Source organism: Duganella sp. Dugasp78 (assembly GCF_059491455.1).
On sequence record NZ_CP168506.1, the window covers coordinates 2,183,200 to 2,207,041 of the forward strand.

18 protein-coding genes are annotated in these 23,842 nt (G+C 66.3%); 13 read left to right on the forward strand and 5 right to left on the reverse strand.

Annotated elements, in window-relative coordinates:
* The first annotated feature begins 111 nt into the window (after positions 1-111).
* The 3 genes from ACEN9O_RS09785 to ACEN9O_RS09795 all read left to right on the forward strand — a co-directional run bounded on the left by ACEN9O_RS09785 (position 112) and on the right by ACEN9O_RS09795 (position 2,950).
* On the forward strand, positions 112-2,172 hold the full coding sequence (locus ACEN9O_RS09785; RefSeq protein ID WP_495617365.1) for a UvrD-helicase domain-containing protein: 2,061 nt from the start codon (positions 112-114) through the stop codon (positions 2,170-2,172).
* A 64-nt stretch (positions 2,173-2,236) separates the two neighbouring features.
* The gene (locus ACEN9O_RS09790; protein ID WP_495617366.1) at positions 2,237-2,692 is read left to right on the forward strand and encodes a cache domain-containing protein; all 456 of its coding nucleotides are present in this window, start codon (positions 2,237-2,239) and stop codon (positions 2,690-2,692) included.
* Between the two features lie 45 nt (positions 2,693-2,737).
* Positions 2,738-2,950, forward strand: a complete 213-nt coding sequence (locus tag ACEN9O_RS09795) for a SlyX family protein (RefSeq protein ID WP_495617367.1) — start codon at positions 2,738-2,740, stop codon at positions 2,948-2,950.
* Between the two features lie 9 nt (positions 2,951-2,959).
* On the opposite strand, the gene ACEN9O_RS09800 is transcribed toward ACEN9O_RS09795, so the two are convergent.
* Positions 2,960-3,427, reverse strand: a complete 468-nt coding sequence (locus tag ACEN9O_RS09800) for a heme-degrading domain-containing protein (RefSeq protein ID WP_495617368.1) — start codon at positions 3,425-3,427, stop codon at positions 2,960-2,962.
* 36 nt (positions 3,428-3,463) lie between these two features.
* Positions 3,464-5,098 (reverse strand): TonB family protein, encoded by a 1,635-nt coding sequence (locus ACEN9O_RS09805; RefSeq protein WP_495617369.1) that lies wholly within the window; start codon positions 5,096-5,098, stop codon positions 3,464-3,466.
* Positions 5,099-5,256: 158 nt separating this feature from the next.
* On the opposite strand from ACEN9O_RS09805, the gene ACEN9O_RS09810 reads away from it, so the two are divergent.
* The 3 genes from ACEN9O_RS09810 to ACEN9O_RS09820 all read left to right on the forward strand — a co-directional run bounded on the left by ACEN9O_RS09810 (position 5,257) and on the right by ACEN9O_RS09820 (position 8,784).
* Positions 5,257-5,703 (forward strand): SRPBCC family protein, encoded by a 447-nt coding sequence (locus tag ACEN9O_RS09810; protein ID WP_495617370.1) that lies wholly within the window; start codon positions 5,257-5,259, stop codon positions 5,701-5,703.
* Between the two features lie 129 nt (positions 5,704-5,832).
* Complete coding sequence (locus ACEN9O_RS09815) at positions 5,833-8,142, forward strand: glycoside hydrolase family 31 protein (protein ID WP_495617371.1); 2,310 nt, start codon at positions 5,833-5,835, stop codon at positions 8,140-8,142.
* 84 nt (positions 8,143-8,226) lie between these two features.
* Entirely contained in the window at positions 8,227-8,784 is a 558-nt protein-coding gene (locus tag ACEN9O_RS09820; protein WP_495617372.1) for a TMEM175 family protein, read from the forward strand.
* Between the two features lie 14 nt (positions 8,785-8,798).
* On the opposite strand, the gene ACEN9O_RS09825 is transcribed toward ACEN9O_RS09820, so the two are convergent.
* Together ACEN9O_RS09825 and ACEN9O_RS09830 are read right to left on the reverse strand one after the other, a co-directional pair.
* The gene (locus tag ACEN9O_RS09825; protein ID WP_495617373.1) at positions 8,799-9,575 is read right to left on the reverse strand and encodes a hypothetical protein; all 777 of its coding nucleotides are present in this window, start codon (positions 9,573-9,575) and stop codon (positions 8,799-8,801) included.
* A 10-nt stretch (positions 9,576-9,585) separates the two neighbouring features.
* Positions 9,586-9,951: an MmcQ/YjbR family DNA-binding protein gene (locus tag ACEN9O_RS09830; RefSeq protein ID WP_495617374.1), complete on the reverse strand. Its 366-nt coding sequence runs from the start codon at positions 9,949-9,951 to the stop codon at positions 9,586-9,588.
* A gap of 214 nt (positions 9,952-10,165) precedes the next feature.
* On the opposite strand from ACEN9O_RS09830, the gene ACEN9O_RS09835 reads away from it, so the two are divergent.
* The 3 genes from ACEN9O_RS09835 (at position 10,166) to ACEN9O_RS09845 (ending at position 12,882) form a co-directional block, all read left to right on the forward strand.
* Entirely contained in the window at positions 10,166-12,295 is a 2,130-nt protein-coding gene (locus tag ACEN9O_RS09835) for a M3 family metallopeptidase (RefSeq protein ID WP_495617375.1), read from the forward strand.
* Positions 12,296-12,382: 87 nt separating this feature from the next.
* Positions 12,383-12,592 (forward strand): VF530 family protein, encoded by a 210-nt coding sequence (locus tag ACEN9O_RS09840; protein ID WP_495617376.1) that lies wholly within the window; start codon positions 12,383-12,385, stop codon positions 12,590-12,592.
* Positions 12,593-12,600: 8 nt separating this feature from the next.
* Complete coding sequence (locus ACEN9O_RS09845; protein WP_495617377.1) at positions 12,601-12,882, forward strand: DUF4404 family protein; 282 nt, start codon at positions 12,601-12,603, stop codon at positions 12,880-12,882.
* Between the two features lie 112 nt (positions 12,883-12,994).
* On the opposite strand, the gene ACEN9O_RS09850 is transcribed toward ACEN9O_RS09845, so the two are convergent.
* On the reverse strand, positions 12,995-13,504 hold the full coding sequence (locus ACEN9O_RS09850; protein ID WP_495617378.1) for a DUF1269 domain-containing protein: 510 nt from the start codon (positions 13,502-13,504) through the stop codon (positions 12,995-12,997).
* Between the two features lie 234 nt (positions 13,505-13,738).
* On the opposite strand from ACEN9O_RS09850, the gene ACEN9O_RS09855 reads away from it, so the two are divergent.
* From ACEN9O_RS09855 to ACEN9O_RS09870, 4 genes are all read left to right on the forward strand, one after another.
* Positions 13,739-16,039 carry a YgiQ family radical SAM protein gene (locus ACEN9O_RS09855; RefSeq protein ID WP_495618452.1) on the forward strand — a complete coding sequence of 767 codons (2,301 nt, stop codon included), beginning with the start codon at positions 13,739-13,741 and terminating at the stop codon, positions 16,037-16,039.
* A gap of 257 nt (positions 16,040-16,296) precedes the next feature.
* The gene (locus tag ACEN9O_RS09860; protein WP_495617379.1) at positions 16,297-17,736 is read left to right on the forward strand and encodes a hypothetical protein; all 1,440 of its coding nucleotides are present in this window, start codon (positions 16,297-16,299) and stop codon (positions 17,734-17,736) included.
* A 145-nt stretch (positions 17,737-17,881) separates the two neighbouring features.
* Entirely contained in the window at positions 17,882-20,695 is a 2,814-nt protein-coding gene (locus ACEN9O_RS09865; protein ID WP_495617380.1) for an EAL domain-containing protein, read from the forward strand.
* A 110-nt stretch (positions 20,696-20,805) separates the two neighbouring features.
* Positions 20,806-23,841, forward strand: a complete 3,036-nt coding sequence (locus tag ACEN9O_RS09870; protein ID WP_495617381.1) for a type VI secretion system Vgr family protein — start codon at positions 20,806-20,808, stop codon at positions 23,839-23,841.
* The last annotated feature ends 1 nt before the right edge of the window (position 23,842 follow it).

Here is a 23,842-nt window from a genome sequence, read left to right on the forward strand (position 1 = left end):
AATCTATGCTGAGCTTATCGGGACGCTCAGCATGGGTTCCCGCGTGCGCGGGAACGACGGCGGCGCGGCACTGTACAATGACAGGCTGTTCCTCAGCCAGATCGTCACCCGATGTCCAAAGCCCCCCAATTCGGTCTCAATGTCCCGCAAAGCGAGGCCGTCATGTACCTTGACGGCCCCTGCCTGGTGCTGGCCGGCGCGGGCTCGGGCAAGACGCGCGTGATCACCCAGAAGATCGCCCACCTGATCGAGGACCGCGGCTACGATCCGCGCACCATCGCCGCGCTGACCTTCACCAACAAGGCCGCGCTGGAGATGCAGGAGCGGATCGCCAAGCTGCTCAAGCAGCCCCGGCAGGCCAAGCAGCTGACGGTCTCGACCTTCCACTCGCTAGGCGTCAAAATCCTGCGCCAGGAAGCCAACGGCGTCGGCCTCAAGGACCGCTTCTCCATCATGGACAGCGACGATTGCGGCTCGCTGATCCAGGACATGGCCATCACCACCGACAAGCAGGTGGTGCGCCGCATTCAAACCGATATCTCGCTGTGGAAGAACGGCCTGGTCGACCCGGCGGTCGCGCTGCACCACGCCAAGGACGAGGACGAGGCGCAATCGGCCCGCATCTACGCCAGCTACGTGGCGACCCTGTCGGCCTACCAGGCGGTGGACTTCGACGACCTGATCCGCTTGCCGGTGGAGCTGTTCCGCAACAACGAGCCGGTGCGCGACAAGTGGCAGCGCCGCCTGCGCTACCTGCTGATGGACGAGTACCAGGACACCAACACCTGCCAGTACGAGCTGGTCAAGCTGCTGGTGACGGGCGTCGGCAAGAAGCCGATGTTCACCGCCGTGGGCGACGACGACCAGGCGATCTATGCCTGGCGCGGCGCGTCGGTGGAAAACCTGAAGACGCTGCAGACCGACTTCCCCGACCTGCAGGTGATCAAGCTGGAGCAGAACTACCGCTCCACCACGCGCATCCTGCAGGCGGCCAACGCGGTGATCGGTAACAATCCTAAGCTGTTCGAGAAATCGCTGTGGTCCGAGCACGGCCTGGGCGAGCCGATCAACGTGCTGGGCATGGCCAACGACGACCAGGAAGCCGAACAGGTGGCGATCATGATTTCGGCCGACCATTTCCAGCGCAAGAACAAGTGGTCCGACTACGCCATCCTGTATCGCGGCAACCACCAGGCCCGCATCATCGAGCAGACGCTGCGCAAGGAGCGCATTCCGTACACCATCTCCGGCGGCCAGAGCTTCTTCGACAAGGCCGAGATCAAGGACATCATCAGCTACCTGCGCCTGCTGGCCAACACCGACGACGATCCGGCCTTTATCCGCGCCGTGACCACGCCGCGGCGCGGCGTCGGCCAGTCGACGCTGGAAACGCTGGGCACCTTCTCCGGCCAATGGCAGTGCTCGCTGTTCGAGGCGGTGTTCAAGGGCGGCATCGAGGGCTTGCTGAACGACCGCCAGCTGCTGCCGCTGCGCGAGTTCTGCAACTTCATCAACAACCTGGAGGCGCGCGCCAGCCGGCCCGGTCCCAGCGGCAGCGGCGACAACGCGGCGCAGGTGCTGGACGACTTGCTGGAAGCGATCAACTACGAATCCTTCCTCTACGATATGTTCGACGAGCGCGCCGCGCAGGGCAAGTGGCAGAACGTGCTGGAGTTCACCAACTGGCTCAAGGAGCGCGGCCGTGGTGGCAAGGACCGCGACAGCGAAGAGAAAAACGTGCTGGAGCTGACGCAGATGGTGGCGCTGATGTCCATGCTGGAAGGCCAGGATGAGGACCCGGACGCGGTGCGCATGTCGACCCTGCACGCGTCGAAGGGGCTGGAGTATCCGCACGTGTTCCTGGTCGGCGTCGAGGAAGGCATCCTGCCGCACAAGGGCGATCCCGACGCGCCGGCCGAGACCATCGCCGCCCGCGTGCAGGAGGAGCGGCGCCTGATGTACGTCGGCATCACCCGCGCGCAGCGCACGCTGCAGATCACCTGGTGCAAGAAGCGCAAGCGCGCGGGCGAGCAGGTGCACTGCGATCCGTCGCGCTTCATCAAGGAAATGGAGCTCGACGTCGGCAACGCCGTGCCGGCCGAGTCCGAGGTGCTGACGCCGAAGGAACGCCTGGCGCGCATGAAGGAACTGTTGAACACACCGAAAACGTAATTTTTCCGGGCTTGTGCTAGCATCGGCGTGTGCCGATCTGGCGCGATTCCACCGGAGGTTATACTTGCGTACTCAGTTCATTGCGTCTGTCGTTCTGGCCTGCGCCCTGCTGCCGGCAGCCCGCGCCGCCGACGTTGCCACCAAGCCCGAAGCGGAGGCGATGGTGCACAAGGCCGTCAAGTTCATGAAGGCCAACGGCAAGGAAAAAACCTATGGCGAAATCAGCAAGAAGGATGGCCCGTTTTCCGACCGCGACCTGTACCTGACCGTGTACGGCATGGACGGTGTGGTGCGCGCGCACGGCGCCAACGCCAAGATGATCGGCAAGAACCTGATGGAAATTAAGGACGTCGACGGCAAGGCCTTCGTCAAGGAGCGCGTCGAGCTGGCGAAGAAAAAGCAGCCGTTCTGGCAGGACTACAAGTTCACCAATCCGGTCAGCGGCCAGATCGAACCGAAGGCCATGTATTGCGTGCCGGAAGAGGACATGGTGGTCTGCGGCGGGGTCTACCTCAAGTAAGGCCACAAGGCGGTAGAATGCGTGCTTTCCAGCAGGGAGTATGCCGTGAGCACCAACGAAGACCGTTTTGTCGATATTGAAATCAAACTGGCGCACCAGGAGCACATCGTCGAGTCGCTGAACCAGCGCGTCTACGAGCAACAGCAGCAGATCGACAAGCTCGAACAGATGTGCGCGGCGCTGGTGCAGCATGTGCGCGACCAGGCGCAAAGCGGCGGCGGTGGTGCCCTGGCGCACGAACCGCCGCCGCACTACTGACGCGGCGGATTACGCCAGCACGGCGCGCAGCGCTTCCACCACGATCGCATGGTCTTCCGCCTGGCGCAGGCCGGAGACGGCGGCCGTGCCGATCAGCCCGACATTCCTGACCACCACCGGGAAGGCGCCGCCGTAGGGCGCGTACTCTTTCGGGTCCAGGTACTTCACTTCCTCGAACGCCACGCCGCGATTTTTATAATCGGTGCCGACGTGGAACGAGCAGCGGCCAAAGCGCGTCACCACGTTGCTCTTGCGGCGTATCCAGTCGGCCTGGTCCGGCGTCGCGCCCTGCATCGCGTGGTGGAACAGCACCTTGCCGTTGACCGTCACGTTGACGGTGATGTGCTTCTCGCGTTGCCTGGCCAGCTCGATCACCTTCAGGCCCAGCGCCAGCGCGGTGTCGCTGGTGAAGGTTGTGAATTGCAATTCCTTTTCCTGCTGCGCCAGGGTTTCCAGCAGCTCGACATAGTTTTCCATCGTTGATCCTTATCCGGTACAAGACCGCAGTGTAACTTAGCGGAAGTCGAACCGCGGGGCGGCTGCCTGCTGCTCGGCCTTGGCCTGCCACGCGCGGGCCAGGGCCGCGTCCGCCTTCAGGCCCAGCTCGCCTTTTTGGTAGGCGGTGGCGAGGCGGCGCATGGCGGCTTCGAAGTCCAGGTTGGCCGAGCGCAGGTACATGGCGGCGGCGGTCGGCGCGCTTTGCGGCACGCCCAGCCCGGCTTCGTGCAGGGCCGCCAGCCGATACAGGCCGTCGGCATTGTCTTGCGCGGCCGCCAACTGGTACTGCGCCGCCGCTTGGCCGAGGTTCTTCTCGACGCCCAGTCCACGCTCGTACAGGCCGCCCAGCGCGGCCTGCGCGTTGCTGTTGCCCCGGCCTGCCGCGCGGATATACCAGTCGCGCGCGGCGGCATAGTCTTGCGCCACACCGCTGCCGGTTTCGTAGGCGTAGCCCAGGTTGTTCTCGGCCACCGCGCTGCCGGCCTTGCTGGCGGCGCGCTGCCATTTCACGCCTTCGACGGGATCGGCGGCGACGCCGAGCAGGCCGTGGGATAGCACCAGGCCCAGCCGGATTTGCGAGTTGACGTCCTGGTCGGCCGCCGCCAGGCGCAGGTAGCGCAAGCCTTCCTCGTTGTTCCGGGCCACGCCTTTGCCGTTCAGGTACATGGTGGACAGGTCGCGTTCGGCGGCGGCGTTGTGCTTGGCAGCTGCCAGTTGCAGCAGGTGCAGCGCCTGCGGCACATCTTCGGCAACGCCTTTGCCGTACAGGTAGAACAAGCCCAGATTGGCCTGGCCCCAGGCATTGTCGCCATCGGCCGCCTTGCGATACCACTTGGCCGCTTCGGCCAGGTCGAGCGGCACACCGCGGCCGTAGGCATGCAGCATGCCGATATTGTTTTCCGCCCGGTGGTCGCCCTGTGCCGCGGACTTCAGATACCAGGCCATCGCCTCGGCGTAGTTTTGCGGGACGCCCTTGGCGTGTTCGTAGCGGTAGCCCAGGTCCAGCTGCGCGATCGCAAGGCCGGCCTCTGCGGCTTTGCGGTACCAGAGTGTCGCGGCGACCTGGTCCGTGGGCGCATTGGTACCGGTCGTCAGCCGATGGCCCAGCTCGAACTGCGCTTCCGGCAGGCTCTTGTCCAGTATCGCGCGGAACTGCTCCAGGCTGACCGCCTGATTGGCCGCGCCGTTGCTGTAGGCCTTGGCCAGCAGGTACAGCGCTTCGGCATCGCCGGCCAGCGCCGCGTCGTGGTATCGGGTCACCGCCTGCTGATCGACCTGCAACTGCGCGCCGCCCTCCAGTTTCCACACGTACTGCACTTGCTGCCAGGCGCTGACGGGCTTGCCGTCAACGATGGCCGGTTTGAACTGGCAGGAGCGCAGGCCGTTCAGCGCCGCTTCGTCGAGCAGCGGGAAGCCGCTGGAGCGGGTCACCTTGGCGTCGGCGATCTTGCCGTCGGCGGCGATCAGGAAGGCCACGGTGACCACGCCGCTTTGTTCCTTGCGCAGCGCTTCCTTCGGCCAGACCGGCGCGCTGCAGCCACGCACGTCGGCGGGCGCCGGCGTGGCCAGCTGCGCAGCGCCGCCGGCCAGCGAGACCGTGGCGCCGAGCGTCGCGGCCAGCAGCCGCCAAGTGGAAAAAGTCTGGATCATGGCGTATCCTTAATGTTTCAAATTTGAAAATGGGCAGGATAGGCGCTAATGGCGTACTTGTCTATTACTGGAAGGATAGGCGCGGCGTGTCGAATTCGCGCACCGTCGTTCGTCGTAGGCTACAGAGGGATGTCCTCTCACTCACAGGAGATACGATCATGACTACCAATACCGTACAACTGCAACGGGTACTGAAGGCCAAGGCGGAGCGCGTCTACCGCGCTTTCCTGGATGCCGACGCGCTGGCCAAGTGGCTGCCGCCGCACGGCTTTACCGGCAAGGTGCATGCGCTCGACGCCACGGTGGGCGGCGGCTACCGCATGTCGTTCACCAACTTCACCACCGGCGGCGGTCATCACTTCGGCGGCGAGTACCTGGAACTGGTGCCGAACCAGCGCCTGGTCTACACCGGCAAGTTCGACGACCCCAACCTGCCCGGCACGATGCAGACCACCGTGACGCTGCGCGAAGTGTTCTGCGGCGTCGAGCTGAAGGTGGTGCAGGAAGGCATACCGGCCGTCATTCCAGCCGAGGCCTGCTACCTCGGCTGGCAGGAGTCGCTGGTGCTGCTGGCGCAACTGGTCGAGCCGGAGATACGCGAATAAGGCGGCCAGCCTGCGCAGCAATTACGAAAATGGTCAAAGGGCTGAACATTATTGAGGAAAACAGGCGGGACGGATTTTTCACGGACGCATGAGCCGATAGAATGGGCGCTCTTCAATGTGAGGCATACCATGACGAAAAATCTGTTGCGCGCTGCTGTCGCGTTGGCCCTGGCTTCCCTGTGCGCGGCGTCGATGCCGGCCCGCGCGGACACCGGCGTACCGGCCGTTTCGGCCGCAACCAAGAGCGCGCGCGGCCTGCTGGTGACGACCGCGCAGGGAACCGTGCGGATCGAGCCGTGGAGCGAGCGCATCGTGCATGTGCTGGCCGGCCCGGCGGCGGGTTGGGACGGCAACTACAACCCGGCCGTGATCGCCCCGTCCGGCAGCGTCGACTGGCGCCTCACCGAGACCGCAGACTACTACCAGCTGGCGACGTCGGCCCTGTCGGTGCGCGTGGCCAAGGCCGGTGGCGGCGTCAGCTTCCACGATGCGCAGGGCAAGCAGCTGCTGGCGGAGGCCGGGCGCGACACCTCGAAAGCCGGCGTCATGCAGGGATTCGATTATTCCGGCCCGGTCTTCGGGCTGGGGCAGCACCAGAACGGCAAGCTCGACTACCGCGGCACGTCGGTGCGCCTGCAGCAGGCCAACCGCGACGTGGCGGTGCCGATGCTGACGACGCCGGAAGGCTTCGGCGTGTTGTGGAACAACGCGTCCGTCACGCAGATCGACGCCGGCCTGCCGGCCGTGCCGTATCCGCTGGTGTTCCGCTCCGAGGCGGGCCAGGGTGTCGACTACCATTTCATCCTCGGCCCGGAACTGGACCAGGTGGTGGCGGGCTACCGCGAACTGACCGGGCGCGCGCCGATGATGGCGCGCTGGACCTGGGGCCTGTGGCAGTCGAAGGAACACTACGCCAGCCAGGCCGAGCTGCTCGGCATCGCGGCGCGCTACCGCGCGCTGAAGGTGCCGCTGGACGCCGTGGTCCAGGACTGGCAGTACTGGCAGCCGGGCGCCTGGGGCGAGCACCAGATGGACCCGGCGCGCTACCCGGACCCGAAGGGCATGCTCGACCAGCTGCACGCGCAGCATGTGCACGCCATCGTTTCGGTCTGGGCCCGGTTCGACGCCGGCACCGGCAACGCGGCGGAGCTGGAGAAGGCGGGCATGCTGTATCCCGAGCTGTACAACAACGTCTACCCGGCCGGCAAAGGCCGCTGGTACGACGCCTACGCGCCCGCCGGCCGCAAGTTGTACTGGGAGCAGATCAACCGCACGATGGGCCAGACCGGCTGGGACGGCTGGTGGCTGGACGCCAGCGAGGCCGAGCTGGGCGGATGGTGGGGCCAGATGCGCGACGTCGCCACGGCCGCCGGCCCCGGCGCGCAGGTGTACAACGCCTATCCGCTGCTGCACACGACGGCCGTGTTCGAAGGCTCGGCGCAGGCCGCGCCGGCCAAGCGGCCCTTCATCCTGACGCGTTCGGCCTACAGCGGCCAGCAGCGCAACGCCGCCATCACCTGGTCCGGCGACACCATGGGCACGTGGGACGTGCTGCGCGCCCAGCTCCCGGCCGCGCTGAACTTCACGCTGAGCGGGATTCCGTACTGGGCGGCCGACATTGGCGGCTTCTTCGGCGGCGATCCGGCCGAACCCGGCTATGCAGAGCTGTACACGCGCTGGTACCAGTTCGGTGCCTTCAACCCGATGTTCCGCGTGCACGGCACAGGCGAGGGCAAGGAGATCTGGCGCTTCGGCGCGGCCACACAGAAGATCCTGCGCGACGTGACGCAGCTGCGCTACCGTCTGCTGCCGTACATTTATTCGGCGTCGTGGGATGTCACCAGCCGCAACGGCACGATGATGCGCGCGCTGGCAATGGACTTCCGCAGCGACGCCCAGGCGGTGGCCACGGCCGACCAGTACATGTTCGGCCAGGCGTTGATGGTGGCGCCGGTCATGACGCCGCACACGGACGTGCGCACTGTCTACCTGCCGGCGCAGAACGACTGGTTCGATTTCTGGACCGGCAAGCGCTACGCCGGCGGCAAGGTGGTCGCCGCCAAGGCCGACATCGCGACCATTCCGCTGTTCGCCCGCGCCGGCAGCATCCTGCCGCTGGGGCCGGTGCTGCAGTACGCGGACCAGCAGAGCGAGCAGCCGGTCGAACTGCGTGTCTATCCCGGCCGCGACGGCAGCGTCGAGCTGTACGACGACGCCGGCGACGGCCAGGGCTATGTGCGCGGCGAGCAGGCGACGCGGCGCATCACGTGGACCCAGTCCAGCGGCAAGCTGACCATCGCGCCGTGGCAGGGCAGCTTCCCCGGCATGCGCGGCGAGCAGACCTACGTCGTGCAATGCGCGGCCGCGCCGGGCAGCAAGGGCGTGCGCGTGGTGGCGGGCAGCGCAGCGGTGGAGGTGTCCCTGCCGGGCTGCCGCTGACCGGCGACATCAGCATCAGCCCTTTGCCGGGTTGCTAGTCTCTACAAGTTGCATCACAATGCGCTGATCGAAAAGGAGCGGCGCATGGGCAAGGGCAGGTTGGAAGCATTCAGCGATGGCGTGATCGCCATCATCATCACCATCATGGTGCTGGAGCTGAAGGTGCCGCACGGCGCGGATTGGGCGGCGCTGCAGCCGCTGTGGCCGGTGTTCCTGAGCTACGTGCTGAGCTTCGTTTACGTCGGCATCTACTGGAACAACCACCACCATCTGATTCACACGGTCAGCCAGGTCAGCGGCGGCGCGCTGTGGGGCAATCTGCATTTGCTGTTCTGGCTGTCGCTGGTGCCGTTCGTGACGGGGTGGATGGGCGAGAACCATTTCGCCGCGCTGCCGCTGGCCTGCTATGGCTTCATCCTGTTCATGTCCAGCATTGCCTACCTCATCCTGGCGAGGTGTCTGGCGGCCAATAACGAGGCGCTGCGCAAAGCGCTGGGCAAGGACCGCAAGGGCCAGCTGTCGACGTTGCTGTATTTGGTCGGCATCGGCGTGTCGCTGCTGGAACCGATGGCCGGCTTCGCCATCTACGTCGCGGTCGCGATGATCTGGTTCATCCCGGACCGGCGCTTCGAACGCCGCTGACTCGGTTGCCTGACTCAGTTGCTGCAGTGCTCGCCGATGCGGGTCCATACCCGGCGGGCGTCGGCCTGCATGCGGATGCCGGTCTGCCCCATCGCCTGCATGGCCTTGGCCACGGCAGCCGCTTCCTCCGGCGTCCTGGCGTCGGCCTGCGCCTTGGCCATGGCCGCCATCGCCTGGGCGCGCCCGGCATCCATCTTGGCCTGCTGCTGCGGCAGCGTCGCCAGCGCCTGCTGGGCCTTGGCGCGCTCTTCCGGCGTGCCGTGCTTTGCCATCTGCTCCATCATCGGCCGCAGCGCTTCCATGTTCGGTGCGCCGGGCGTGGGCGCCAGGTCGATCCGGTCGATGAATTCCCAGGTGGTTTCGCTCAGGCGCCGCACGGTCAGCTGGTAGCGGCCGCTGGCGCACTGGGCGATGTGGACGATGCCGTCGGCGCTGCCGGTGGTCGACAGCGTCTTGCAGGCGGCCGCGCCCAGGGCCGGCGGCAGCACCGGCGTGCCTTTGGCTTGCGCGGGCAGGCAAAGGCGGATCGGGCCGTTGCCCTTGAAGTTCTGCTGATACTTGCCGCCGGGACCGGTGGTGGTGGCCGAGACGTCGCCGCTGGCGCCGTCCGTTTGCTGGCGGGCGCTGGTGCCGGCGTCGGGCATGCGCAGCGTGCCGTCGCTATCGATCTGGTACAGGCCGGGCGGCGGCATCACCTGCTTGAAGGTGGCGACGGAGACGGCGGCGGCGCAACAGCCGGCGGCCAGCAGGCCGGCCAACGGGATGAGACGTTTCGTGCGGCTATCCTTCATGTTGCTCTCCTTATCCATCGTGCGCTGCCAGCGCTTTTTGTTTGGCCTTGCTGAGCGACTCCACCGCGCGGCGGTAGGAGCCGGCCACCAGCTCAGCCAGGTAGTCGGCCGGGAACTTGCTCACGTCGACGATGGTCACCCAGTGAAACCGTCCCATGTAGCGGGCCGGCTTCACGCCCGGCACGTCGGTCAGCTCCAGGAAGCGGTCCGGCGTCACACGTACGCTGAAGCGCCAGCGCTCCGGCTCGCTGGTCTTGAAGTAGGCGAAGGTCTTGTCCTCGACCTTGTAGACCAGGATGTTGGACGGTTCGCCGTGCAGGCTTTCCACCGCGCCGGGGTATTGCAGGCAATGTCGTTTCAGCTGTTGAGTGTTCATTTCTGCGGTGATGTTGCAAGGGAACCCCAGTGTAGCCGCAAAAATGCCAATTCGACAAAGTATTCTTCGGAAAAAGCCGCTGCTTTCCAACCAAGTGCAGTGCAGCATTTTTTGCCCGTGACTGCCGCCATATCACCCTGATATCATCTTGCGCTTCCATGCTGCGCTTCGCCGCGTCAGCATTTTTCCCCGGCGTTTAATGAAAGATCCCATCATGTCCCGTCCTCAAATGCTCATCGTCGCGGCCGCCCTCGGCCTGGCCTTCTCCTCGACCGTGCTGGCCGCGCCTGCCGCCGCGCTGGCCGGCAACCCGCTGGCCGCCGCCAGCACGCTGCCGTTCCACTACCCGGCATTTGACCAGATCAAGGACGAGCACTTCAAGCCAGCCTTCGTCGAAGGCATGCGCATCCAGCTGAAGGAAATCGACGCGATCGCCAACAACAAGAAGCCGGCCACCTTCGAGAACACCATCGTCGCGATGGAGAAATCCGGCGAGCTGCTGACCCGCGTGCAGACCACCTTCGGCAACCTGCAGGGCGCCAACACCAACGACAAGCTGGACGCGATCGATAGCGAGATGTCGCCCAAGCTGGCCGCCCACGGCGACGCCATCTACCTGAACCCCAAGCTGTACGCCCGCGTGAAGTCGCTGTACGACAACCGCGACAAGCTCAAGCTCGACGCTGAATCCAGGCACCTGCTGGAACGCTATCACACCGATTTCGTCCGCGCCGGCGCCAAGCTGTCCAACGCCGACAAGGAAAAACTGAAGGCCATCAACGGCGCCATCGCTACGCTGCAGACCACCTTCACCCAGAACGTGCTGAAGGAAACCAACGCCTCGGCGCTGGTGGTCGACACCCGCGAAGAGCTGGCCGGCATGACCGACGCCGCCATCGATGCCGCCGCAGCAGCGGCCAAGGCCAAGGGCATGGACGGCAAGTTCCTGGTCGCGCTGGTCAACACCAGCGGCCAGCCGCCGCTGGCGGTGCTGACCAACCGCGCCGTGCGCGAACGCCTGATGGCCGCGTCGCTGGCACGCGGCAGCCACGGCGGCGAGTTCGACAGCCGCGAAGTGGTGCTGAAGATCGCCAAGGCGCGCGCCGAGAAAGCCACCCTGCTGGGCTACGCCAACTTCGCCGCCTACTCGCTGGAAGACCAGACCGCGCACGACACCGCAGCCGTCAACAAGCTGCTGGGCGAACTGGCCAAGCCGGCCGTCAACAACGCCAGGAAGGAGGCGGCCGACCTGCAAGCCGTGGTCGACGCCGACAAGGGCGGCTTCCAGATCGACGCCTCCGACTGGGCCTTCTACACCGACAAGGTGCGCGCCCAGCGCTTCGCCTTTGACGAGAACCAGCTCAAGCCTTACTTCGAACTCAACAACGTGCTGACCAATGGCGTGTTCTACGCCGCCGGCAAGCTGTACGGCCTGTCGTTCAAGGAGCGCAAGGACCTGCCGGTGTACAACCCGGACGTGCGCGTGTTCGACGTGTTCGACGCCGACGGCAAGCAGCTGGCCATCTTCATCGCCGACATGTACGCCCGCAGCAACAAGCAGGGCGGCGCCTGGATGAACGAGTACAGCTCGCAATCGTCGCTGCTGGGTACGCATTCGGTGGTGGCCAACCACCTCAACATTCCGAAGCCGCCAGCAGGCGAGCCGACGCTGCTGACCTACGACGAAGTCAAGACCGCCTTCCACGAGTTCGGCCACGCGCTGCACGGCATGTTCTCCAACGTGAAGTATCCGCGCTTCTCCGGCACCAGCGTGCCGCGCGACTTCGTTGAATATCCGTCGCAAGTGAACGAGATGTGGGCCGTGTGGCCCGAGGTTCTTTCCAACTACGCCAGGCACTACAAGACCGGCGCGCCGATGCCGAAGGAATTGCTGGACAAGGTCATCGCCTCGAAGAAATTCAACCAGGGCTTCCTGACCACCGAGTACCTGTCGGCCTCGCTGCTGGACCAGCGCTGGCACCAGCTGACCCCGGCGCAGATTCCGACCGACGTGCTGGGCTTTGAGGCGCAATCGCTGAAGGACATGGGCGTGGACTTCGCGCCGGTGCCGCCGCGCTACCGCACCACCTACTTCTCGCACAGCTTCTCGGGCGGCTACTCGGCCGGCTACTACGCCTACCTGTGGTCGGAGAAGCTGGACGCCGATACCGTGGAATGGTTCAAGGAAAAAGGCGGCCTGAAGCGTGAGAACGGCGACTGGTTCCGCGCCAAGCTGCTGTCGCGCGGCGGCACCGACGATGCGATGAATTTGTTCCGCAACTTCCGCGGCCGCGATCCGATCATCGAACCGCTGCTGGAGCGCCGTGGCCTGAACGGCAAATAAGCCGCAGCAACGCAAGGAAGCAGGGGCCGGGCTCGATTTGTGTAAGAATCGAGTCCGGCCCTTTCATTTTATGAGTAAGATAGAACCATGAGCAACGAACTGCACGGCGTGACGCTGGAAGCCATCGTGACCCGTTTGCACGCGCACTACGGCTGGGAACAGCTGAGCCAACGGATCGACATCAACTGCTTCATCAGCGATCCGAGCATCAAGTCCAGCCTGAAATTTTTGCGCAAGACGCCGTGGGCCCGCGCTAAAGTCGAAGAACTTTACGTCGCCACGAAATTTACCGACTAGGGGTGATTATGGACAGCAATCTGAAGACTTCACTGAGTTCCCTGCGCAGCCACCTGGCCAGCGCCGGCCCGATCGACGATGAACTGCAGGAATTGCTGACGCAGCTGGACGGCGACATCAAGCAGTTGCTGGAGCGCCGCGCCGCCGCCCAGGCCGCGCCGGGCGAGAGCACCACCTACGGCCTGGCCGAACGCACGCAGGAAATCTCGGCCAGGTTCGCGGCGCAGCATCCGCAACTGGAGCCGGCCCTGCGCGAGCTGGGCAACATCCTGTCGAGCATGGGAATTTAAACCCGCAACGCGGCCACAGGGGTCGGACCCCGTACGGGGTCCGACCCCACGGCTGCGGTTTGCGGGGTGGTGTTCGAGGACCCGGGGAACCTAAGTCCCCGGGCGGCCGGCGTTACGGAAACGCCAGCATCGGCGGTTCCATACCGCCAAAGCTGATTTCGGGATGACGTTTGGCGATCATCTCTTCGATTTCTTCGACGCGCCGCACCGGCACGTCCACGATCAACAGCACCTGGCCCTGCTCGATGCGCGCGGCGAACGGCTTGAGGCGTGAATTCGGCACGGCCGCCGCGTTCATGCCGGAGGCCCAGCCGCCGAAGATCGCCCCGCCCAGGGCCACCAGCAGGATGGCGGCGGTGCGCAAGGTCATGCCGTCCACCGGGAACAGCGTCAGGAACACGCCGGCGCCGAGGCCGACGATGGCGCCGATCACCACGCCCAGCTGGGCTCCATGCACCAGATCGGTTTTCTGCATGAAGCTGACGTCCGGCATGTCCGACGGCAGCGCATCCCTGGCCATGAAGCGCATATGGCCGATCTCGATCCGCGCCAGCAGCAACTCGTCCAGCATGGAACGGGCGCTCGGCACGTCGGGCAGCATGAAATAAAGACGACGTCGCATGATGGTCTCCCGGTGACAGGTATCTAACCGTTATAGCAAAGTTGCGGACTATAGCAATGTAAATCCTTCATCATTTACACTCAAGTGATTGAATACTAAAAGAATTTTTCTTTCAGTCATGAGCGGAGCGGGGGCATTTCCGGTACAATGCTGTCCGATATGAGCTCCCCTACCAATTTATTTGCGACCGTCCCCAAGCGGTCTGCCCGCGCTGCCGCTGCGCCTTTCCTGCCGATGTCCCGCGCCGAGATGGCCGCGCTCGGCTGGGACGAGTGCGACGTCATCCTCGTCACCGGCGACGCCTACATCGACCATCCCAGCTTCGGCATGGCCCTGGTCGGCCGCCTGCTGGAGGCGCAGGGCTTCCGCGTCGGCATCATCTCCCAGCCGGACTGGACCTCGGCCGAGGCCTTCCGCGCGCTGGGCAAGCCGCGCCTGTACTACGGCATCACGGCCGGCAATATGGACTCGATGGTCAACCGCTACACGGCCGACCGCAAGATCCGCTCGGACGACGCCTACACCGCCAACGGCGAACCGAACAAGCGCCCCGACCGCGCCGTCACCGTCTACGCCCAGCGCGTGCGCGAAGCCTACCCCGGCACGCCGGTGGTGATCGGCTCGATCGAGGCGTCGCTGCGCCGCATCGCCCACTTCGACTACTGGTCGGACAAGGTGCGCCGCTCGGTGCTGACCGATTCCAAGGCCGACCTGCTGATCTTCGGCAACGCCGAGCGCGCGCTGGTCGACCTGACCCACCGCATGGCCGCCGGCGAGGACATCAAGACCATCCGCGACCTGCGCGGCACCGCCTTCATGGTGCCGGCCGGCTGGCTGCCGGACCAGGACTGGGGCGTGCACAACAGCACCCGCGTCGACGTGCCGGGCAAGATCGACACCCATCCCGATCCGTACATGATGGTGCAGCAGAACACCTCCTCGTGCGCCACCGAGAACGGCGGCGCCAAGGCCGAGGCGGACGAGGGCATGGTCGAGCCGAAGCCGGTGGTGCCGGTCGAGGTGATCAAGCCGATCCGCATCATGAGCCGCGAAGAGCGCCAGGCCATGGCCAGGGAAAAGCACAACAAGACCGTGGTGCGGCTGCCGTCGTACGAAACCGTCAGCACCGATCCGGTGATGTACGCGCACGCCTCGCGCGTGTTCCACCTGGAGTCCAATCCCGGCAACGCCCGCGCCATGGTGCAGGCGCACGGCGAGCGCGACGTCTGGCTCAACCCGCCGCCGCTGCCGCTGCGCATGGACGAGATGGACGGCGTGTACGACATGAACTACGCGCGCGCGCCGCACCCGTCCTACGGCAAGGCGCGGATTCCGGCGTGGGAGATGATACGCTTCTCGGTCAACATCATGCGCGGCTGCTTCGGCGGCTGCACCTTCTGCTCGATCACCGAGCACGAGGGCCGCATCATCCAGAGCCGCTCGGAGCCGTCCATCCTGCGCGAGATCGAGCACATCCGCGACAAGACCAAGGGCTTCACCGGCACCATCTCCGACCTCGGCGGCCCGACCGCCAATATGTACCGGCTGGCCTGCAAGGACCCGAAGATCGAGCAATCGTGCCGCCGCCTGTCGTGCGTGTACCCGTCGATCTGCGTCAACCTGGGCACCGACCACAGCAAGCTGATCTCGCTGTACCGCAAGGCGCGCGCGATTCCCGGCGTGAAGAAGATCCTGATTTCGTCGGGCCTGCGCTACGACATCGCGGTGCGTTCGCCGGAGTACGTCAAGGAGCTGGTGACCCACCACGTGGGCGGCCTGCTGAAGATCGCGCCGGAGCACACCGAGGAAAACACGCTGTCGAAGATGATGAAGCCGGGCATCGGTGCCTACGACGAGTTCAAGGAAATGTTCGACCGCTTCTCGCTGGAGGCGGGCAAGAAGCAGTACCTGATCCCGTACTTCATCGCGGCCCACCCCGGCACGACCGACCTCGACATGCTGAACCTGGCGCTGTGGCTGAAGAAGAACAACTTCAAGCTGGACCAGGTGCAGACCTTCATGCCGACCCCGATGGCCATGGCCACCACCATGTACCACACGCGCAAGAACCCGCTGCGCAAGGTGAGCGAGGATTCGGAAGTGGTCGAGACCGCGCGCAGCGGCAAGATCCGCCGCACGCACAAGGCCTTCCTGCGCTACCAGGATCCGGAGAACTGGCCGATCCTGCGCGAGGCGCTGGTGGCCATGGGGCGCGGCGACCTGATCGGCAACGGCGACAAGCACCTGATCCCGTCGTGGTCGGCGGGCGAGGGCAATGCGCCGGATCCGAGCCGCCGCACGCCGTCCGGCCCGGCGCCAAGCGCCAAGGGCGCCCGCTCCGGCATCGCCGCCAGCGCCCAGCCGCAGGCTCGCCAGCAGGGGCCGCGCGCCAACGCGCTGACCGGCTCGCTGACGGCGCGCCAGTCGCTCGACACCAAGCCGCGCGCGTCCATCCTCGACACCATCAAGGTCAAGAAGCCGGCCGCCGCCGCGCCGGCCAAGGGCGCCAAGCCGGCCCCGCGCGGCCGCAGATAAGCCGCGGATAAGCCGCAAATCGGCTGTAAGTCAGCCGGCCCGGCCGGTCGGAAAGCAGCGTCGCGATGGTGGCGCTGCTTTTTTTTCGCCTATTCCCCTCAAGAAATGTTGTTAAACGCCCCCATCGCGGCAATTACGTGGATAATTCAGGCTTGCTCCGACGATGCGTGGAGACCGCTTGCGGCTACACTGCTTGCAAGCTGGCCACCGTTCCGGTCGGCCCCGCACGCAGACCTCATTCTGTGAACTGGAAGAACATGAAAAACTTTAGATTCCCGACCTTGCTGCTGGTTCCCGTGCTGGCCCTCCTGGCCGCCTGCGGTGGCGGCGGCGGTGGCAGCAACAGCAGCACCACGCCGACGGTGGCGACGCTCAAGTCCATCGCCATCACGGCCGGCGCCAGCACCACCATCCCGATCGGCATCGCGGTGCCGCTGACGGCCACCGGCACCTATTCGGACAACACCACCAAGGTGCTCAACACCACCACCGGCCTGGTGTGGGCCTTCAAAGGCACGGGCGCGGTGGCCACCATCGTCCCGGCCGGCAATGTGACCGGCAAGGCGGTCGGCTCCGACACCGTGACCGCGACCCAGGACGGCGTGACCGGCACCCTGGCCATCAACGTCATCGCGCAGTGGAACGGCGTGGCCGCCGGCGGCAACCAGACCATCGGCCACAAGTCCGACGGCAGCCTGTACGGCTGGGGCTCGAACATCCGCGGCCAGCTCGGCGACAGCACCAAGACCGACCGCAACGCGCCGGTGCTGGTCAGCGGCGGCAGCACGCTGTGGAAGCAGATGGTGGTGGGCGAACAGTTCGTGGTGGCGCTGCGCAGCGACGGCACCCTGTGGACCTGGGGCTCCAACCAGAACGGCACGCTGGGCCTGGGCACCACCGACAGCGATCCGCATCCGACCCCGACCAGGGTCGGCAAGGACACCGACTGGGCCTTTGTCGCGGCCGGCAAATCGCACGCGTTCGCGATCAAGACCACCGGCGTCATGTATGGCTGGGGCCGCAACTTCAACGGCCAGCTGGGCGACGGCACCAACGTCGACAAGCTGGTTCCGACCCTGATCCCGCTGCCGACCGGCCTGAAGGCGTGGCTGTCGGTCAGCGCCGGCGACACCCATACGCTGGCCATCGTCAAGGACAACCTGAACCTGTATGGCTGGGGCGGCAATTCCAGCGGCCAGGTCGGCAACGGCGGCCTGGTGGACATCGTGTCCCCCGCCAAGATCGGCGCCTTCCAATGGTCGTCGCTGGCGGCCGGCGCCAACCATTCGGTGGCGATCCGCACCGACGGCGCCATGTTCGGCTGGGGTAACAACACCTTTGGCCAGGTCGGCAACAATGGTTCGACCAACATCAACGCGCCCACCCCGATCGGCGTCGGCAGCAACTGGCTGGCGGCGGCCGCGGGTTCCACGCACACCATGGCGGTGACCCGCGACGGCCAGCTGTGGGGCTGGGGCAGCAACGCCGAGAGCCAGCTCGGCACCGGCGGCCCGGACAGCCCGACGCCGGTCCAGGTCGGCACCGCGAACAACTGGCTGTCGGTCACCGCCGGCGCCCTGCACAGCTTCGGCCTGCGCTCGGACAACACGCTGTGGGGTTGGGGACGCAACGCGGAAGGCCAGCTGGGCAAGGGCGACAACGCCCAGGCGCCGGTGCCGGTCGCCATCCCGAACTAAGTAGTACTACTGGCATGAAGACGGACGGCAGGCATGCGCCTGGCCGTCCGTTGTGTTTTATGCCCGAGAATTGTCGGAAAGCGACGATATCGGGCGCCGAAGCGGCTACACTATACCCAGCCCGTGATTCTCTGGAAAAACCCTAGTGCCCGTACGTGATTCCGTCCCCACCCCTTCCCCCGCTCTCCGCGCGCCGCGCCGGTGGCGCCATGCCGGCCTGACGCTGCTGGCGCTGTTGCCCGCGCTGTGGCTGGCGCCCGCCGCGGCGCAGGACAAGATCACGCTGCAACTCAAGCATCACCACCAGTTCCAGTTTGCCGGCTATTACGCCGCGCTGGAGCAGGGCTATTACCGCGAGGCCGGGCTGGACGTGCGCGTGCTGGAAGGTTCGGACGGCAACGAGCCGGAGCGCGACGTCGTGTCCGGCAAGGCCGAGTACGGCGTCGGCGCCAGCAGCCTGTTGCTGGCGCGCCTGGCCGGCAAGCCGGTGGTGGTGCTGGGCGTGGTGTTCCAGCACTCGCCGTACGCGCTGGCGATGCGCCAGACCAGCGCCGAGCCGGACATCCGCCGCATCATCGGCAAGCGCGCGATGATCGGCTCGCTGACCGATGAACTGGGCAGTGCCGACGAGCTGCTGGCCTACCTGATCAAGGAAGGCATCCCCGCCACCAGTTTCCAGCGGGTCGAGCCGACCTACAACACGGCCGACCTGATCAACGGCAGGGTGGACGCCATCGCGGTCTACACCACCAACGAGCCGGACATCTTCGACCGCCTCGGCTTCCCCTACGACATCTACAGCCCGCGCGCGGTCGGCATCGATTTCTACGGCGACAACTTGTTCACCAGCGAGCGCGAGATCGCCAACCACCCGGCCCGGGTGCGCGCCTTCCGCGCCGCCAGCATGCGCGGATGGCAGTGGGCCATGAGCCACCAGGAGGAGATGGCCGACCTCATCCTGCGCAAGTACTCGCAGCGCAGCGACCGCGCCCACCTGCTGTACGAGGCGCGCCAGATGATGCCGCTGGTGCAGCCGGTGCTGGTCGAGGTCGGCTATCAGAACCCGGAGCGCTGGCGCCACATCGCCGACGTTTACGCCGGCCTGGGCATGGTGCCCAAGAATGCCAATTTCGACGGTTTCATGTACCAGCTCGACGGCGGCGGCGCCAGCCTGCAGTGGTTGTACCGCGTGCTGGGCGGCGCCGCGCTGGTGCTGGTGCTGGGCGCGGCCGTCCACTTCAGCCTGCTGGCGCGCGAGCGGCGCCGCGCCCGCGCCGCCATCCGCACCGGCGAGCAGCGCTTCCGCACCATGTTCGAAGCGTCGCCGCTGGGCATCGCGCTGGTCGATTCGGTCACCTACGAATACCGCGACATCAACCCGCGCTTCCAGGAAATCGTCGGCCGCTCGCAGGTCGAGCTGAACGCGATGCGCTGGCTGGAGGCCGGCCATCCGGAGGACGTGGCCCAGCTCAAGGTGCAGATGGGGCGCCTGCTGGCGCACGAGATCGGCAACTTCAAGGTCACCAGCCGGCTGTTCCGCCCGGACGGCGAACTGGTCTGGATCGAGGTGTCGGTCACCGCCATCGAGACCGAGAAGGGCAGCCATCCGCACCACCTGTGCATGATCGAGGACGTCACCGACAAGAAGCAGAGCGAGGCGCTGATCTGGCAGCAGGCCAACTTCGATCCGCTGACCCAGCTGCCCAACCGCCGCATGTTCCACGACCGGCTGGCGCACGACATGCTCAAGAGCCAGCGCGACCGTTCGCACATCGCCATCCTGTTCATCGACCTCGACCACTTCAAGGAGGTCAATGACACGCTGGGCCACCACCAGGGCGACATCCTGCTGGTGGACGCGGCGCGCCGCATCAGCGCCTGCGTGCGCAAGTCGGACACGGTGGCGCGCCTGGGCGGTGACGAGTTCACGGTGATCCTGTCCGAGCTGGAGGGCACCGAGCGGGTCGAGCACATCGCCCAGCACATCATCGACAGCCTGCGCCAGCCCTTCCCGCTGGGGCAGGAGCAGGCCTTCGTCTCGGCCAGCATCGGCATCACGCTGTACCCGGACGACGCGCTCGACATCGACGACCTGCTCAAGCACGCCGACCAGGCCATGTACGCCGCCAAGGGGGCCGGGCGCAACCGCTACAGCTATTTCACGCCGACCCTGCAGGTGGCCGCGCTCAACCGCATGCGCCTGACCAACGACCTGCGCGGCGCGCTCAAGGCCGAGCAGTTCGAGCTGTATTTCCAGCCCATCGTCCACCTCAAGAGCGGCCGCATCCACAAGGCCGAGGCGCTGATACGCTGGAACCACCCGCAGCGCGGCGTGGTGAGCCCGCTGGAGTTCATCCCGCTGGCCGAGGCCAGCGGCCTGATCATCGACATCGGCGAATGGGTGTTCCGCGAATCGGCGCGCTGGGTGCAGCGCTGGCGCCACGAGCACCATCCGGAATTCCAGGTCAGCGTCAACCAGTCGCCGCTGGAGTTCGCGCGCGAGGACGGCGCCTACGACAGCTGGCTCAGCTACCTGCAGGCGCTGAACCTGCCGGGCCAGGCGGTGGTGGTGGAGATCACCGAGGGCTTGCTGCTCGACGCCAACACCGCGGTCAGCAACAAGCTGCTGCAGCTGCGCGACGCCGGCATCCAGGTGGCGCTGGACGACTTCGGCACCGGCTACTCGTCGCTGTCCTACCTGAAGAAGTTCGACATCGACTACCTGAAGATCGACCGCTCCTTCACCCGCAACCTGGCGCCCGACTCCAGCGACATGGCGCTGTCGGACGCGATCATCGTCATGGCCCACAAGCTGGGCCTGCGGGTGATCGCCGAGGGCGTGGAGACGCCGGAACAGCGCGACCTGCTGGCCGCGGCCGGCTGCGACTATGGCCAGGGCTACCTGTTCGCCCGCCCCATGCCGGCCGAACAGTTCGACCAGCTGCTGCGCAGCCAGTAAACCCCGATTTCAATCGTATCACTCTTGCCCAACTGAGCTAACTCAGGTGTAATGCCGGATAAATCATAGTAATTTACTAATTCCGTCGTTATTTTGAAGGGCTGAAATCCATGTTTGCGCTGCTAGACAGTTTGACCCAGGACAACCGTATCCTCCGGCTGACCACGCCGCTGGGCGCGGAAAACCTGGTGGCCGAATGCCTGCGCGGCGAGGAAGCCCTGAGCCAGCCCTATCAGTTGACGGTGACCGCGCTGTCGAGCGACGCGGACATTGCGCTGAAGTCGCTGCTGGGCCAGCCGGTGCTGCTGGAACTGATGACGGCCGCCAGCCGCGACCAGCTGCGGCCCTTCCACGGCCATGTGACGGCGCTGCGCATGCTGGGCGCCGACGGCGGCCTGGCGCGTTACGAGCTGACCATCGGCCCGTGGTACGCCTTCCTGGCCGCCGGGCGCGACAGCCGGGTGTTCCAGGACCAGACCGTGTTCGACATCCTCGACGCCGTGTTCAACGGCTGGCAGGACGCCGGCAAGCTGGTGCCGCAGTGGCGCTACGACATCGCCGACCGCGCCATCTACCCGAAGCGATCGCTGACCTGCCAGTACCAGGAATCCAACCTGGCCTTCGCCGAGCGGCTGATGCGCGAGGAAGGCCTGTTCTATTACTTCGAGCACAGCGGCGACGCCGCCAGCCCCGGCCTGGGCGGCCACACCATGGTGATCGCCGACCACAACGGCAGCTTCCAGCCCAACGCCCAGGCCACGGTGCGCTTCACGCAGCCGGGCGCGGTGATGAAGGAGGATGCCATCGACCGCTGGCGCAGCGAGCTGCGCTGGACCGCCGGCGGCGTCGACCTCGCCAGCTGGGACTACCGCAGCAACGGCACGCGGCCGGCGTCGGCCGCCAGCGCCAACGCCGACCCGGCCGCGCCGGTCAGCCGCGACGCACCGGGCGCCTACGCCTACACCTCGCGCGAACACGGCCAGCGCATCGCCGAGCGGCAGATGGAGGCGCTGGAGGCGGGCCGCGAAATCTTCACCGGCGCCGGCACGGTGCGCACGCTCAGCGCCGGCACCAGCTTCACGCTGGAAGGCCAGGCGCTGCTGGACGCCGCCGACGGCGGCGAGCGCAGCTTCGTCATCACACGCGTGGTGCACCTGGCGCACAACAACCTCAGCACCGACATCAAGCATGCGGCCGCGCAGGCACTGGGCGTGAGCGCGCTGGCGCAGATGATCGCGCGCGAACAGGGCGGCAGCCTGCACGCGGTCGGCGAGGACAAGGGCGAGCGGCCGCTGTACCGCAACCGCATCGACGCCATCCGCAGCACGGTGCCCTACCGCAGCAGCGATGCCGACGGCCATGGCGTGCTGCTGCATCCCAAGCCAACCGTGCGCGGCCAGCAGACCGCGATCGTGGTGGGCCCGGCCGGCGCGGTGATCCACACCGACCGCGATCACCGCATCAAGGTGCAGTTCCACTGGCAGCGGGGCGAGCAAAGCCACAGCCGCCTGGCGCATCCGGCGCCGGACGGCCACAGCGGCGCGCCGGCCGACGACACGGCCGGCACCTGGGTGCGCATCGCCACGGCGATGGCGCCGGTGGCGGGCGCCAACTGGGGCGCGGTGGCGGTGCCGCGCGTCGGCAGCGAGGTGCTGATCGACTTCATCGACGGCGACATCGACCGGCCGGTGGTGATCGGCAGCGTCTACAACGGCAGCGGCGCGCGCGACGCGCAGAACAACCAGGTCGGCCAGGGCGCCGGCGCGGCGACCGGCAACGCCCCGGCCTGGTTCCCCGGCGAGAGCGGCGCGCACGCGCATCCGGCGGCGCTGTCGGGCATCAAGTCGCAGACCATGAACGCCAGCCAGAGCGGCGCCGGCGCCTACAGCCAGCTGGTGTTCGACGACCATCCGGGCGAGCCGCGCGTGGCCCTGCAGCGGCACGCCTCGCCGCACGCCGGCACGGACGAGCTCAACCTCGGCCACCTGCGCCACCAGACTGACAACCAGCGCTTGCAGACGGCTGGCTTCGGTGCCGAGCTGAAGACCGCGCACAGCGCCGCGCTGCGCGCCGGCCAGGGCCTGCTGCTGTCGACCGACGCCCGTCGCGGCGCCAGTGGCAGCCAGCTCGACAGCGGCGAGGCGCTGTCGCAGATCGAGCAAAGCCATGCGTTGCAGCTGTCGCTGGCGGAGACGGCGCAAAAGCACAACGCCAAACTGAAACAGGAACCGGAGCCGGCCAAGCTGAACGCGCTGGCGCAGATGCAGAACAGCGGCAAGGTGGTGCAGGCCAGCGCCGCCGGCGACGGTGGTGACGAGGGTGGCGACGGCGATGTGACGGCGTACAGCGAGCAGCATCTGCAGCTGTCCAGCCCGGCTGGCATCGCGGCGGTGACGCCGCTCAGCGCCGTGATCGCGGCCGGCGGCACGGCCAGCCTGAGCGCGGGGCAGGACATCAATTTCGCGTCGCAGGGCAATAGCAGCAAGCTGGTCAAGGACGGCATCAGCCTGTTCACCTACGGCAAAGCCAGCAGCGCCGACAAGCCCAACCAGGAAACCGGCATCAAGCTGCACGCGGCCAGCGGCAAGGTCAGCGTGCAGAGCCAGTCGGACCAGACCAGGGTCACCGCCGACAAGCTGGTCACCGTGGCCAGCGTCGGCAAGAGCGTCACGGTCGGCGCCAAGGAGCATGTGATGCTGACGGCGCAGGGCGCGTACCTGAAGCTCGAAGGCGGCAACATCATGCTGCACGGGCCGGGCACGATGACGTTCAAGGCGTCGATGAAGGATTTGACCGGGCCGTCCAGTAGTAGCGCGGCGCTACCTCAGTTGCCGCTGGGCGAGCTTGCCCCGAACGAACTGGTCATCGAGCGGTTTTATCATGATGACGAACCGCTGGCCGGCGCGCCATTTGTCGCGGTCTTTAATAACGGCAAGTCCGTCAAGGGTGTGCTGGATGGAAATGGCAGGGCGACATTGCGCGACGTCCCGCCCGGCAGCGCAGAGCTGCGTTTTGGCGCGATGCCGGGCCTTTTTGCGCGCAAGGATCTGCAGCCGACTCCGGCTTACCAGCCATGCCCTACCGCAGGCGACATCGATCACCTGATCGATAAATATGCCCATGCTCTGAATGACAAGGAAATCTGAA

Excerpts from the sequence above, each read along its gene's own strand:
- ACEN9O_RS09850 (WP_495617378.1), bottom strand. The coding sequence starts at position 13,504 with ATGCGACGTCGTCTTTATTTCATGCTGCCCGACGTGCCGAGCGCCCGT.
- ACEN9O_RS09820 (WP_495617372.1), top strand. The coding sequence starts at position 8,227 with ATGGGCAAGGGCAGGTTGGAAGCATTCAGCGATGGCGTGATCGCCATC.
- ACEN9O_RS09825 (WP_495617373.1), bottom strand. The coding sequence starts at position 9,575 with ATGAAGGATAGCCGCACGAAACGTCTCATCCCGTTGGCCGGCCTGCTG.
- ACEN9O_RS09810 (WP_495617370.1), top strand. The coding sequence starts at position 5,257 with ATGACTACCAATACCGTACAACTGCAACGGGTACTGAAGGCCAAGGCG.
- ACEN9O_RS09805 (WP_495617369.1), bottom strand. The coding sequence starts at position 5,098 with ATGATCCAGACTTTTTCCACTTGGCGGCTGCTGGCCGCGACGCTCGGC.
- ACEN9O_RS09840 (WP_495617376.1), top strand. The coding sequence starts at position 12,383 with ATGAGCAACGAACTGCACGGCGTGACGCTGGAAGCCATCGTGACCCGT.
- ACEN9O_RS09860 (WP_495617379.1), top strand. The coding sequence starts at position 16,297 with ATGAAAAACTTTAGATTCCCGACCTTGCTGCTGGTTCCCGTGCTGGCC.
- ACEN9O_RS09855 (WP_495618452.1), top strand. The coding sequence starts at position 13,739 with ATGTCCCGCGCCGAGATGGCCGCGCTCGGCTGGGACGAGTGCGACGTC.
- ACEN9O_RS09845 (WP_495617377.1), top strand. The coding sequence starts at position 12,601 with ATGGACAGCAATCTGAAGACTTCACTGAGTTCCCTGCGCAGCCACCTG.
- ACEN9O_RS09870 (WP_495617381.1), top strand. The coding sequence starts at position 20,806 with ATGTTTGCGCTGCTAGACAGTTTGACCCAGGACAACCGTATCCTCCGG.
- ACEN9O_RS09835 (WP_495617375.1), top strand. The coding sequence starts at position 10,166 with ATGTCCCGTCCTCAAATGCTCATCGTCGCGGCCGCCCTCGGCCTGGCC.
- ACEN9O_RS09830 (WP_495617374.1), bottom strand. The coding sequence starts at position 9,951 with ATGAACACTCAACAGCTGAAACGACATTGCCTGCAATACCCCGGCGCG.
- ACEN9O_RS09785 (WP_495617365.1), top strand. The coding sequence starts at position 112 with ATGTCCAAAGCCCCCCAATTCGGTCTCAATGTCCCGCAAAGCGAGGCC.
- ACEN9O_RS09800 (WP_495617368.1), bottom strand. The coding sequence starts at position 3,427 with ATGGAAAACTATGTCGAGCTGCTGGAAACCCTGGCGCAGCAGGAAAAG.
- ACEN9O_RS09815 (WP_495617371.1), top strand. The coding sequence starts at position 5,833 with ATGACGAAAAATCTGTTGCGCGCTGCTGTCGCGTTGGCCCTGGCTTCC.